This window comes from Polaromonas sp. P4_F6, from assembly GCF_056401275.1.
In genome coordinates, this window is sequence record NZ_JBFUJQ010000001.1 from 711,999 (window position 1) to 724,721 (window position 12,723).

13 protein-coding genes are annotated in these 12,723 nt (G+C 62.2%); 7 read left to right on the top strand and 6 right to left on the bottom strand.

Translation table 11 applies throughout. The annotated features are described in order from the left end of the window. Nucleotides 1-75 precede the first annotated feature (75 nt). The 6 genes from AC1DUN_RS03380 to AC1DUN_RS03405 all read left to right on the top strand — a co-directional run bounded on the left by AC1DUN_RS03380 (nt 76) and on the right by AC1DUN_RS03405 (nt 6,265). Nucleotides 76-528 carry a spore coat protein U domain-containing protein gene (locus tag AC1DUN_RS03380; protein WP_477661566.1) on the top strand — a complete coding sequence of 151 codons (453 nt, stop codon included), beginning with the start codon at nt 76-78 and terminating at the stop codon, nt 526-528. A 28-nt stretch (nt 529-556) separates the two neighbouring features. Continuing rightward, on the top strand, nt 557-1,138 hold the full coding sequence (locus AC1DUN_RS03385; RefSeq protein WP_477700899.1) for a hypothetical protein: 582 nt from the start codon (nt 557-559) through the stop codon (nt 1,136-1,138). Nucleotides 1,139-1,140: 2 nt separating this feature from the next. After that, nucleotides 1,141-1,872 carry a fimbrial biogenesis chaperone gene (locus tag AC1DUN_RS03390; RefSeq protein ID WP_477661564.1) on the top strand — a complete coding sequence of 244 codons (732 nt, stop codon included), beginning with the start codon at nt 1,141-1,143 and terminating at the stop codon, nt 1,870-1,872. Nucleotides 1,873-1,971: 99 nt separating this feature from the next. After that, on the top strand, nt 1,972-4,287 hold the full coding sequence (locus AC1DUN_RS03395; protein WP_477700898.1) for a fimbria/pilus outer membrane usher protein: 2,316 nt from the start codon (nt 1,972-1,974) through the stop codon (nt 4,285-4,287). A gap of 5 nt (nt 4,288-4,292) precedes the next feature. Beyond that, complete coding sequence (locus AC1DUN_RS03400) at nt 4,293-5,159, top strand: spore coat protein U domain-containing protein (RefSeq protein WP_477661620.1); 867 nt, start codon at nt 4,293-4,295, stop codon at nt 5,157-5,159. A gap of 206 nt (nt 5,160-5,365) precedes the next feature. Further along, nucleotides 5,366-6,265 carry a spore coat protein U domain-containing protein gene (locus AC1DUN_RS03405; protein ID WP_477712720.1) on the top strand — a complete coding sequence of 300 codons (900 nt, stop codon included), beginning with the start codon at nt 5,366-5,368 and terminating at the stop codon, nt 6,263-6,265. Between the two features lie 24 nt (nt 6,266-6,289). Here the strand turns inward: AC1DUN_RS03405 and AC1DUN_RS03410 are convergent, their stop codons facing one another. After that, on the bottom strand, nt 6,290-6,484 hold the full coding sequence (locus AC1DUN_RS03410) for a hypothetical protein (RefSeq protein WP_477712721.1): 195 nt from the start codon (nt 6,482-6,484) through the stop codon (nt 6,290-6,292). Between the two features lie 57 nt (nt 6,485-6,541). Between AC1DUN_RS03410 and AC1DUN_RS03415 the strand changes: the two genes are divergently transcribed. Beyond that, the gene (locus AC1DUN_RS03415; RefSeq protein ID WP_477712722.1) at nt 6,542-6,913 is read left to right on the top strand and encodes a hypothetical protein; all 372 of its coding nucleotides are present in this window, start codon (nt 6,542-6,544) and stop codon (nt 6,911-6,913) included. A gap of 189 nt (nt 6,914-7,102) precedes the next feature. On the opposite strand, the gene AC1DUN_RS03420 is transcribed toward AC1DUN_RS03415, so the two are convergent. From AC1DUN_RS03420 to AC1DUN_RS03440, 5 genes are read right to left on the bottom strand one after another with little or no spacing between them, the layout of a single operon-like run. Continuing rightward, nucleotides 7,103-10,123 (bottom strand): pilus assembly protein, encoded by a 3,021-nt coding sequence (locus AC1DUN_RS03420; RefSeq protein ID WP_477712723.1) that lies wholly within the window; start codon nt 10,121-10,123, stop codon nt 7,103-7,105. 9 nt (nt 10,124-10,132) lie between these two features. Then, complete coding sequence (locus AC1DUN_RS03425) at nt 10,133-10,693, bottom strand: pilus assembly PilX family protein (RefSeq protein ID WP_477712724.1); 561 nt, start codon at nt 10,691-10,693, stop codon at nt 10,133-10,135. Next, complete coding sequence (locus tag AC1DUN_RS03430) at nt 10,690-11,721, bottom strand: PilW family protein (RefSeq protein WP_477713122.1); 1,032 nt, start codon at nt 11,719-11,721, stop codon at nt 10,690-10,692. Before AC1DUN_RS03430 ends, AC1DUN_RS03425 begins: the two co-directional genes overlap by 4 nt. Continuing rightward, on the bottom strand, nt 11,721-12,251 hold the full coding sequence (locus AC1DUN_RS03435; protein WP_477712725.1) for a type IV pilus modification PilV family protein: 531 nt from the start codon (nt 12,249-12,251) through the stop codon (nt 11,721-11,723). Before AC1DUN_RS03435 ends, AC1DUN_RS03430 begins: the two co-directional genes overlap by 1 nt. Beyond that, entirely contained in the window at nt 12,248-12,721 is a 474-nt protein-coding gene (locus AC1DUN_RS03440) for a GspH/FimT family pseudopilin (RefSeq protein ID WP_477712726.1), read from the bottom strand. The genes AC1DUN_RS03435 and AC1DUN_RS03440 overlap by 4 nt, the downstream gene beginning before the upstream one ends. Nucleotides 12,722-12,723: the final 2 nt, after the last annotated feature.

A 12,723-nucleotide genomic window follows, 5' to 3' on the forward strand; every position in this document is an offset into this window, starting at 1 on the left:
AAATACCTAGTTACAGTTCACTCACCTTCACATTTTGTCCCCCCGTTAACTCGCTCACTCAACCGGAGACCCGTCATGAAAAAGCTTATTTTAGTAATCGCCCTCGGCCTTGCCGCTATCGCCGCCGTGCCCGCCCAGGCAGCCACGGCCACTGGACAGTTCGATGTCACCATCAACCTGACCAGCGCCTGCAAATACGTCAAGACCTCGGACGTGGTGTTCAACTACACCTCGTTCCAGGCCGGCGCCCAGGCACACACCACCGCCGGTGCGTTCACGATCCAGTGCACAAAAACCCTGCCTTACACCCTGGCGCTCGACTCCACCGCCGTAACCGACGATGCCGTTGACCTTGCCTACACCCTGGCACTGAGCGCAGCAGGCGGCACCGGCAACGGTAACACCCAGGCTTACACCGTGACCGGTTCCATGGCTGCTGGCCAGGCCGGCAAGTGCGCCACCGCCGGCGGCGCCTGCTCGAACACCGCAGCGACCAACAAAACCCGCACGCTGACGATCACGTACTAAACGGATCTTGACGTTCGCGGCCCCGATCATGGCAACACCGATGCGCTCGCTCGCAAAGCTGGCTCTCGGTGTGTCCCTGCTTTCGGCGAGCGTTTTCTGTTTTTCCGGTACCGCCGGCGGCCAGTTCGGCGTACAGATCCACCTGAACGGCGGCGACCCCGCCGGCAACGCCTGCACCAGCGCTACGGGCTCGGGCAGCGGCGGCGCCTCGGTGCAGGTCAGCTGCAACTCCAACGTCTTTGTCAATATCGCACAGGTCCGCAGCGTCAGCGCCCAGGGGAATTCTCTGAGCAACTCCCGGTTCATGCCCGGCTACCGCCCCACCCGCGACTCCCTGCTGCCCGATTACTGCCGCAGCGAGGCATCCCGCAACGACCCGGGTCCCCGCATGGCTTGCCGGCTGGATGACCAGCGCCAGGCCTCGGCCGGTGATGAAGCCGACGATGGCTGGGAATTTGAAAGCCGGCGCTACGCCATGGGCCCGGAAGCCGCAGAGATCGAAAAACAGGCCCGCTTGCGCTTTCAGGACATCCGGGGAACGCTCACGGCCGTGCGCCTGGCCCACGCTGGTAATCAGCCGAAATCTATCGAGATGCTGGTATCCTTCTAGGGATGAACGTCCCAAAGCGCCGAAGCAGCCTCGTCACCTATGCTCTCCTGCTGAGTCTGCTTGCGTCCTGGGGTCCCGCCACGGCCGGCGTGTTTTCCGTGACACCCGTGCGCCTTTACATGACGCCGCGTGATCGCGCCATCGCCGTCACCCTGACCAACGAAGCGGACACCGAGGTCGTCCTGCAAGCCGACATCAACACCTGGAGCCAGAAGCCGGACGGCACGGACGAACTGGTGCTGACGGAAGACCTGATCCTGGCGCCGCCCATCATCAAGCTCGCGCCCAAGGCCCGGCAGGTGGTCCGCCTGGCCTTGCTCAAACCCGCCGACGCAAGCCGGCAGCTGACCTACCGCATGATCATCCGCGAGGTGCCGGAAGCCCTGCCCGCGTCCGGCATTCAGGTTCCCATCGCGCTGGCCCTGAGCATGCCGGTATTCATCACCCCGCCGGCGGCCAAGCGCGAGGTCAGTTGCACCAACCAGGCGGCTGACGCCAAGACCCTCACCCTGCAGTGCAGCAATACCGGCTCGGCCTACGCGCAAATACGGGAAGCCGTCGTGACGCGGGGCCCGCAGACGCTGGCCCGCTTTGAAGGCGGCAGCTACATCCTCCCGGGCGCCCGTAAAACCGTCAGCCTCAAAGGCGAGCAAGCCTTGACCGCAGGCCAGGCCCAGCTGGTGGTGACCTTTGACGACGGACAAAGCCTGACGACCAGTATCGCGCTGCCCTGACGGGCGCCCTATCCCATGAGGTGTAGACGGGCTCTACGAAAGCATCCCCTCGCAATAGGCATTGCCGTCCTCTGCTATGGCCTGCCGGCCCAGGCGCAGGTGGCGGCTTCCTCCAATGCGCCGCCCGCTGCCCGCGCCGCCAATGACCGCCTGCTTCCGCTGGAGGTCTTCATCAACAGCACCAAGGGCGGCGTCTGGACGCTGCTGGAGCGCAACGGCATTCTGTATGCGCCCGAGGACGCTTTCGAGGAATGGCGGCTGAACCGCCGCCCCAGCGCGCAGGACATCGATTTCCAGGGCCAGCGCTGGTATGCCCTCTCATCCATCCCGGGCTTCGAGGCGCGCCTGAATTTTGCCGAGCAGTCGGTCGATCTGGTCTTTTCTCCGTCGGCCTTCAATGCCGTGCGCCTGACGCAGGAGTCGGCCATGCGGCCTCCGCTGTCGCCGTCGATCCCGGCGTTCTTTGCCAACTACGACCTCAACTACCTCACCAGCCGCAACCGCGACTCTATCGGCGGAAACACCGTGGCCCGCGACCTGGGCGCCCTGACCGAATTCGGGTTCTCAGGGCAGTGGGGGCTGCTGACCAGCAGCTATGTGGGCCGCAACCTCGTGAGCCAGGACCCGACGCTCAAGGCCTCCTGGCGGCGGCTGGAAACCACCTATACGCGCAATTTCCTGGAGTCCAACAGCACCCTGCGCCTGGGCGACAGCAGCACGCGCACCGGCATCTCTGGGCGGTCGGTCTATTTCGGTGGCGTGCAGTTTGCGAAAAATTTCTCCCTGCAGCCCGGCTTCGTCACCCAACCCATCCCGACCGTCACCGGGCTGTCAGCCGCGCCCAGCACCGTGGAGCTGTACGTCAATGACGCGTTGCGGCAGACCTCCAAGGTGCCTTCCGGCCCCTTCAGCATCGACAACTTCCCCGCCTTGACGGGCGCCGGCGAAGCGCGGGTGGTGGTGCGCGACATCCTGGGCCGAGAGACCGTCATCACCCAGTCCTTTTTCAGCAATGCCAACCTGCTGGAGGAAAACCTCAGCGACTGGAGCTTCGAGCTGGGCGCCATACGCAACCAGCTGGGCATCGAGAACGCCGACTACGGCCCGCGCTTTGTGTCGGGCCTGTGGCGCCAGGGCCTGACCAAAAGCATCACCGTCGAGGCCAACGGCGAATGGTCCCGGCCGCTGGCGCGCGTGGGCGCGGGCGCCAGCTATGAGCTGCCCTTCCAGATGCTGGGCCAAACCGCGGTCTCCTTCAGCCGCAGCGACACCGCCGGCCGCGGCCACAACTGGCTGGTCGGCATAGAGCGCACCGGCTTGCGCCACGGCGTCTCGCTGAGCGCCGAAGGCGCCTCGCGCGGCTACCGGCAACTGGGCATAGACACGGCAAACCCGATGCCGCGGCTGCAGACCACCGCCAGCTACAGTTACAGCACCGACAAGTTCGGAGCCTTCAACATCAGCTATGCGGGCTTTGACAACTATGACCTGGGCAAACTCGACACCCTCAGCGTCAACTACACCATGCGGCTCGGGCCGCACAGCGCGCTGACGCTCAGCGCCACACGGCTCAGCGGAATCTCCACCGGCACCTCGGTGGGCGCGACCCTGATCGTGCCGCTGGAAAACCGCGTCACGATTGCCTCAGGCGTCACCCGCCGCAGCGGCACCACCGAAAGTTATGTGAATGCCAGCCGGGCCCTGAGCGCAGAGACCGGCTGGGGCTGGCGCACGGCGCTGGGTTCGCGCGCCGACGGCGGCTACACCGAGGGCGGCGCCTATTACCAGGGCAGCAAAGGCCTGTTTTCAGCCGACGTCAGCGCGGGGCAGACCCAGCAGAACCTGCGCCTGGGCCTGATTGGGGGATTGGTGATGGCCGAAGGCCAGGCGTTCGCCACACGCCGGGTGCAGGACAGTTTCGCCATTGTCGAAGTGCCGGGCTACGCCAATGTCGGCGTGGGCTTTCAGGGCAGCACGCTGACCCGCACCGACGAGAAGGGCATCGCGCTGCTGCCGCGCTTGCTGCCCTTCCAGCGCAACAGCGTGCGGCTGGACCCGACCGAGCTGCCCATCAGCGCCGAGCTCGACTCCATCGAGCGTGAGGCCGTGCCGGCCCTGCGCGGCGCGGTCAAGATCAGCTTCCCCGTGCGCTCGGGCCGCGGCGCCCTGATACGCATCGTGCTTGACAACGGCGAGCCCGCGCCGGCCGGCGCCGAAATCGAGCTGGTCGGCGACAAGAAGGAGTTTTTTGTCGCCCGGCGCGGCGAAGCCTTCGTCACCGGCCTGCAAACCACCAACAGCCTGCGCCTGAAATGGAACGGCGCGAGCTGCACCTTTAGCGTCGAGCTGCCGCCCGGCAGCCTCGAAGACATCACCCGCGTGGGCCCGGTCCACTGCCCAGGAGTCAAACCTTGAATCTCATGAAAACCTGGCGCCTTGGCGCCGCGGCAGCAGGCCTGTCCCTGCTGGGCGCGGCGCCGGCCATGGCCGCGCTGGTCTGCAACGCCACGGCGACACCCGTGCAGATGGTGTACTTTGAGAACGACCCCAACCCCACCGACGGCGCTTGGACCGTGACCATCAATTGCTCGCGCGGCCCCGCGGACCCGACCACCTCGGCCTACACGCTGCGGGCAGACGACGGCTTCAACCCGGGCGCCGGAAGCAGCAACCAGGCGGTGAACGGCACCGGCACGGCCAACCAGATGGCCTACGACCTCTTCAGGACGGCGCCGGGCAACGGGGAATGGGGCTATACCAATGCCACGGACTTCGCGGGCACCATCAACTTCGGCACGGCCCTGACGGCCAGCGTCACGCACGTCTTTTACAGCCGCATCGCGGCCGGGCTCAACAAGAACGCCAAGCTCTTCACCGATACCGTGACCATGCGGCTGCGCTACGACAACGGGCCCGGCAATACGGACGTCTTTCCGACTTTCCCCGTGAGCATCAACAACCAGTCCGTCTGCCTTCTCAGCACGCCGCCCGGCAACATCCAGTTCAACTACACCTCGTTCCAGGTGGCCGCAGCTACGGCCAGCACGGCGTATGCCGTGCGCTGTACCCAGGGCGAAACCTATACCATGGCCCTGGACGCAACGACGGGAACCCTGCTCACGCTCACTTACACCCTGGCCTTGAGCACCCTCGCCGGGCAGACCGGGACGGGCTTTCCGCAGAATTTCACGATCAACGGCAGCATCCCGGGCGGCCAGTCCGGCACCTGCGGCATGGGCCAATGCACCAGCGCGCCACAAACACGAACCCTGACCATCACCTATTGAGCGGCCACCGCTTCACGGCCTCGCGCCCACACTTGGGCAGCGCATCAGCCCGCACAGTGTGACTTTTGTCACGAATTTGCAGCACCTGCGCCCTCGAAAACGGCGCAAAACAACACCATTCGCGATACTGCTACAAGACGTTACTATCACGGGATAACAGCCATCGCACTTGCACAGACCTGGGCGATGCAACGGAGTCGTCATCGATGAGTGTCTCTTACGTCATGCGCCTCGCCTTGGCCGCCCTGCTGTGCACCTGTGCACTGCAGGCCGAGGCTGCCATCACCTGCACGCTCACCACCACGTCGGTCAGCCTCAATTACACCAATGGGCAGGGGACCAATGCCAATGCCAGCGGCACCATCACCGTGAACTGCACGCGGCTGTCGACGGACCCCACCAGCACGACCTACTGGGTCAGCATTGACTACGGCAGCCGCACAGGCCTCACCCGCCGGGTTTTCCGCCATGGCGGAGGAACCATCAACGCCGACCGGCTCGATGTCAGCGTCTACAAGAGCGGGACCACGACCGACTGGATCAATACCGGCACCGGGCGCGTGAACGGGACATTGAATTTCGGCGCCGCGCTGAGCGCCAGCGTGCCTTTGACCTACGACTTCCGGGTGGGCGCGGGGCAAACCGGCAACACCGCAGGGATCTATGACGAGACCTTCATCACCACCCTTCAGCTCACGACCGCCGGGGCCGTTGTCGCAACCGGGAGCTTCACGCCGACGGTCAGCATCACCGCCCAGTGCTTCGTGGGCCAGGTCGCTTCGGGCAACGCGGCGCCCGGCGCGATTTCACCTTCCACGCTGACCTTGAACTACACCTCTTTTGTGGCCACACCGCAGACCGCCACCATGAATTTCACGGTGGACTGCACGCGCGGCACCAGTTACACCCTGGCACTTTCGCCGACCTCGGGCACGCTGCTGGGCCTGAACTACACCCTGGCGCTCAGCAGCGCGGGTGCCACAGGCGATGGCTTCGCCCAGCCTTACACCGTGACAGGCAGCATCGCGGCCGACCAGGCAGGCACCTGTTCCACAGGCGCCTGTACGGCCACCCAGACCGGGGTGACGGTCACCATCACTTACTAGGTGGGGCGCCCACCCGGGCATCCATCAAGCCCACCGGCCGCCGCCCAGACGCGGCATTTTTGCCGCCTTTCGCTGCCGCAAAATTGATAAAACGCCCGTTTTATTGCCAGAAACCTCTGTCAAAACCATTAATTTGAGGGAAAAATCAAATTTAGCCTGCGATTTGTGTAATAAATCACCAATTAACAGTTTTATTGTTAATTTTACCAATTGCTTCAAATTATCAGATTCGCTAGCATGGACCGCAACAGCTCATCCTCTTGAAGGAGTTGCGCCATGAAGACCGTCAAATTTGCCTTTGTCCTTGCCCTGTCCCTCCAGTCCCTGCTGGGGCTTCACGGCACGGCCCAGGCGCAAACGGCTTCTGGCTCCTTTGACGTGACCATCGTGCTGCGCACTTTCAGTGAAGCCGTGACGGCTGACCATCGCTGCACCCACCGCGGACAGCCCGACGGCAATGCAGGAACCCTGCGTATCAGCTGCCCGGCCACGGTGGACGTCAAGGCCATTGCCAGCGCTTCAGCCAGCAGAAGCGGCCAGACGCAGCGCATGAACACCCTGCCCGATTCCGCCGGCAAGCGCCTGGCCGTGGTGGCGGGCAAGCCCATGCATTCCCTGGAACCAGTGGAATTGACGATTTCGTGGTGAGCACTCGCTAGCGGCACCCAGCTGCCCTGCATTCGTCCGCAACAAAGGCCAGGAGGGCCGGCCACCCAGCCAGGACACCAGCTGCCGCGTAAGCTCCGGCCGCCTCAGCAGCTCCAGGTGGTTCATGCCCTGCGCAATCCACTGGTTCTCGGACGCAACCGCCTGCGTACCGGTCACTGCGGCATAAGCTCAGCGGGTATTTTCGAGGAACCAGTAGCGCCGCTTGCGCACCGGCGTGATGATGGGCGTCACTTTGGAGCCTTCAATGCCGGACCCTTTGGTATTGGGCGCCCCAATGATGAAAGGAACCTGCTTGCTGATCGTTTGCCCCGTGGTCGGTGAGGTGTAACTCACCGTCACCGTACCGGTCACCGGGCTGGGCGGCAATCCGCCACCTACCAGGACCTGGCTGGTTGCGGCCGTGCAGAACAGGGGCGCTGAATATACCTTGGCGATTCCCAGGTTGGCGCTGCAGGAAGCGGTAGAAGTCGGCGACGGCATGTTGGTACTGAAATAAGTGATCCCGCCCACTGACACCGGTGCGTTGACGATTTTTTCTCCGCTGGTGCTCATGGGAATCTGGCAGCCTGCGACCATGCTGCTCGTGCTTCCGACAACGCCGAGATCGGTGGACGTGATCGCCGTGAAAGCAGCAGTCGGCGTGCCCTTGATTAAACGCGTATCCCTGACGGTGAAAAACGCATCGGTACTGGTAGTCGCCAGCGGCTTTTCCCGGTCACCGGAGCCCACCATCACGGCGGAAAAAGTGGGCGTTATCACCACATCGGGCGGATAGAAGAACTTACGGGTTCCCGTGCCGCTGAGCGCAGCCAGCTTGTAAATACCCCAGTCCGCGACGGCAGCACTCGTTGTGGATCCGGTTGTTTTCTCCAGATCGATCCGATAGACATTTCCGCCCAAATCCACCGCGTAAACGCGGTCCACATAGCCGTCAAAGTCCGAGTCGATCAGCGAAACATCCGACGGAACACTGCGGGTCGTGGAGAAGGTCTTGAGAACGGCACCGGTGAAAGCATCCAGCACCAGGACCGCATTGCCCATGGTGGTGCTGCCTTGGGGCGTCACATCTTCCGCCGCCGCGTCGTACCCGGCACCCATGATGAGGACCGGATTGGTGTTGCCCTGGATCTTCGCCACCTTGGGTTCCGACCAGGTCTGGCCCAGGACGGAAATATCGGACTGCGTTTTCCTCCATAAGAATTTCGGGGCTGAAGGGATCGTGACATCCAGGGCGTAAAGAACCCGGCCTCCGCGGCGCATCGCCACATAAAGATAGACCTTGTCGATAGTCCCGTCGGTAAGAACTTTCTGGTAAACGCCAATCGGCCCATCCACAAAATAGTCACGGGGCGTGGGTGTCGAAGCCGTGGTCGGGGTGCCCACCGCCGTTGTGGAGAGCCGTATCTCGGGCGAGTTGGCACGCAGCCGGTTCAATTTGGAGAAATGCTCTTCCGGAATGAAACTCCACAACTCCTGCCCCGCGGTCGTACCCGTCTGGTTGCCATTGACCGCACGCAAGGTGCCGTCGTTGGAGCCATAGAACACGACCACGCCGGTCGCTCCGCCGTAGTTGACAACCGCGGGCCGGGAATGCAGCACGTCGCCGTGAACGCTGGGGCGCACCGTCGTGGTTCCGCCAGGTCCGGACTCGTCGCCGGCGTTGTCATTTCCACGCACCCAGTTGATCAGGTTGTTTCGTTCAGTGGTGCTGGCAACACCCAGCATTGCCGACGTAATGGCGCTGGTGGCCGTCGTGAATTGGGTCGTGGTGCTGCTGGCCAAGTTGGTGTTGGCCGCGCACGAAATGCAGGTAAAGACGTTTCGGCTCGACTGGTCGGCGGCGTATGCCGCGCGAAGTTGCTGGGCGACACCGCCCTTTTCCACCACTTCACCATCCGGGGAGTCGGAGCTGGAAAGCGGTGTTCCCAGCTGCTGGTTAACCCAGAAGCTGCTCGACGAAGTCCAGTAGGACACTGCCGACGGCGAAATAAAACCCGTGGTACCGCTGATGGCGGCATTGCCGTTTTTGTCGCTCAAAAACAAGGTGTCGGTAGCCGCTTCATAGCCAAACTTGTACTGCTTCAGGTTGCCACGCCAGCGCGGGCGGCCATCGCCGTCGGGGCGGAACATGCCCATGAAAATCTGGTTCAGATAGGTTCCCCGTGCGTTCACGCTCACAGGCAGACTGGCCGATGAAAAGACGCTGTTCACCGCCTGTATCTGATTAAGAATCTTGGTCAGGGCATCAACGATCTCCGTGCCGGCACCGCCGGAGCTGACGGAAAAATACTCCCCCCCGCTGTTGGTCGCCATGCTTTTAAGCATGGCCGTCCAACCAGGACCTTGCCCGGTGGTGATTTTGTCGACGTCCAGCGTAAAGGTGGAAATATTCTGCGGCGTTTTTTTCATGAACCGCGCCCATTCATCCGCGACACCGGACTGGGATCCACTTGGAAACAAGGCGATGTCGGCCGGCCTCGTCATGCTCAGGGCCGTATAGGCCGCGGAAAGCTTTGTTGACGCCGTCGAAGTGTCCGATGCGTTGTCCTGGACCGCGCCGTTGCTGATGTAGATGATGTAATTCCGCTGGCAATCGCTCAATACGGGACTGACGTAGGGCGAGCCGGATTTTGACGCCAGCGCATTTCCGGCGATGGCATAAATGGCGTTGGACGCGGCCGTGCCGGAAACGTTGCCGGCGTAATCTGTTTTGGCCTTGTTGTTGCCGGCGTACGGCGCTTTCCCGGCGAAATAGTAGTAGGCCTCTGCCATGGTAAGTCCGGCCTTGCCGCCATTGGACTTGTCACCATTGGAGTTCAAGCTATTGAGCAGCGCCGCCAGTTTGGTCTGGTAATTGGTGTCCAGCAAGCGCACCGCCGAACGAACATAGGCGCCATCGCTGCCCGAGTTGCCGCTACCCGTTTCGGTGAACATCATCATGCCCACGCGAAACTTGTTGGCGGGCAGGGAATTGAAGGTGGAAACCAGCGCGGCTATTTCATTCGTGAAAGCCGTATTCCAGTTGGCCGTGTTGTCCACCACGAAAAGAATGTTGGGTGCGTCGGCAGACGCTGCGCTGCCGCTGTAGATGTCGATGTCGCTGGTGTACTGGGCATAGACAGGCGCGGCCGCCAGAAGGCTCAAGGCAATGGCCGCAAACCGGAGAATTTTTTGACGGATAGCGTTCATGTCATACCCCTAGATGCATGCATTAACGGCATCAGTTTCGAGCACTCGCACGGCAATGCCCTGGTTTAAAGTCACTTTGGCTCCAGATCGCACATCCACCACTTTCGCTCCGATATTCCATTCACTGTTGGCACACAGCGAGTTACCGGCATCAGCGGCTGCATCGGGGATATCCAGCCCGCCTTGCTGGACAACGCTGGACTTCATGCAAGCCAGGTCCGCGGGAAGCGATGGATTGAGTTCGCTGCTTTTAATGGCTTTCGTACGAAAGCAATGCGGCTGCGGGTTCATGGTGGCGGTGTAGTCCATGGTCCCGTTGCCGTCGATGTCCACTTGTATCGGCGTGGCAGCGACATTGGCTGGATTGGTGGTGAAATACGATGAACTGATAGTCTGTTCAAGCGCTTTCTGGCCTACCGCTATAGCTTCCTGGCGGGACTGCATGTTCCCGACAATTCGCAGGTTTCCGGTGGAATCCTTGAAGGCAGTCACGGCAAACAGACTCATCAAGATCAAAAAGATCATGGCCACCACCAGGGTGGCGCCTCGCTGTGAAGCCTTTGCTTTCATGGTATTTCCCTCGGCCCCGCCACGTTGTGCACACGCACGGTGACGGTATAGGCCCGGCGCTTATACGCGTCATTGAACGGCCCGCGGGTGCCGGCCAAGCCCAGATCGTAGGTTTTGCCGTCTACAAAACCGAGGCTTGTTTCGGTGGTACGCGACAGCAAGTGAATTCGAACGCCGACGACATTGCTCCAATCATTGTCGGCCGCGCCAGCCACGCCGCTGAGTCCGCCAAGGTACACGTCAGGCACGCCGTCCGCATTGGTGTCAAAGCCATAGTCATAAGCCACTTCCTGAATGCCCTCGGCCAGCGGCGAGACCACCATCAGGTTGCCGACAAGTTCGGCACGTTTAAGGGTCGGCGTGGTGTCTATCCCGCACTCATTGCAGGAAGCCACGTAATAGATGCGAACCACATAACGCTGGACGGTGTTGATCGCGGCGCAGTCGAGATTTCGCAAGGTGAAGTCCGCTGACGCCGCGGAAAGAATGAACTTGGTGGCGGTGGGGTCGGTTGAGCAGCGGGAGGTCTGCATATAGATGCCGCCGTTGGTGGAAGGGCCAGGCGCCACCGCCGTGGTGTCCAGATGCCGCAAGACCAGGGCAGCTGTCCCGCTCTTGTAATTGGGCAAGCAGGCCGTCAGGGCTGCCGCCTGCGCCGCGGTCAATCCCGTCAAGGCCGCCGGAATGGTCAGCGTCGCATTGTCCCAGCCCAGACCGGTGATCGTCGTGGCGCACAGGCCGGCGGGGGCCGGTGTCCCCACCGTCATGCCGTCCCTGGACAATTCGCCGTAGTAGCCCGCTATGCTGACGTTCTCCGTCAACAACTCCACGGCGTAACGCCCGTTCTCTATCTGGCGGACGCTCTTGTCGATCTCATTGGCGGTCTGGCTGCTGTTGGCGAACAAGGTCGCCAGACCGGCCACCAGAATCAGGCCAATTGCCAGCGCCACCATGAGCTCGACGAGCGAAAACCCGCGCGCATGCCTGCGATCCTGCAAAGAAGTGATGAGGTGTCGGCGGGAGTTCATCACGATGCGAGCGTGGCAATCTGCACCACTGTAGTGACCGTTCTGCGCATATTTTCGCTGGAGTAGGCATTCTGACCGCAGGTATTAGCCGAGGCGCCGGTTGCCTGCACACCCTGCCACGCAATGCTGATCAGGTATTGATTGGCGGCGGGGCTGCTGATGCAGCCGCGAGCTCCCGTCATGGCGCCCAGCTTCGCCGTGCCCTGTACCTCGGCGGCCCCCTGGATCAAGAGACTCCATTCGCACAGGTCCTTGGCGGCTTGCGTGGCTGCTGCTGCGCAGCTTCCGGGATTTGTCGTTCCAATGTCGGTCACCACATAGGCCGCGGCATTGGTGCGATTCAAGGCAATGCGAGCCGAAATATCATTAATGAGTATCAGGGCCTGCGACCTTTGGTAGCCCTCTATTTGCGACAGCGCTGTCTGCGCCTGCAATCCCACAAAACCGAGCACGCCAAATGCAATGACAAGCATCGCAATCAGCAACTCCATCATCGCGGCACCGCGCTGGGAATGTGTAGCGGGGCTCATGATGGACATTCCGTATTGGCGTTTTTCGGCCGGCCCGACGGATCCAGCGAAACACAGCGCGGATGCGTTCCGCCGTCAGTCAGGGCAAACCGCACTATCGTTACGACATTTGTCCGGCCATTCCTGTCAAACGTCACGCTGGCCGGCGAGGCGGTGAACTGCACGCCGCTGCCGACATTGCCCTGCCCGCCTATCACCTCGGATGTGGACGCGACGTTGACACTCCAGCCGTTGACCCACGCGGATGAAGTGGGCGTCACCGTGACATTCTCACCCCGCTTGAGAGCCTCGCTTCGCGCGAAGACAAGGTCGGCAACAACGTTGTACGCAGTCACCCGGACCCGCTGCGCCGCGAGCAATTGCTTGAAAGACGGCGCCGCCATCGCACTGATGACGGCCAGCACCGAGACCGCCACCATCAACTCCAGGAGGGTAAAGCCTTGGGATTTGTGCGGAATCGAGCGCCTCATAG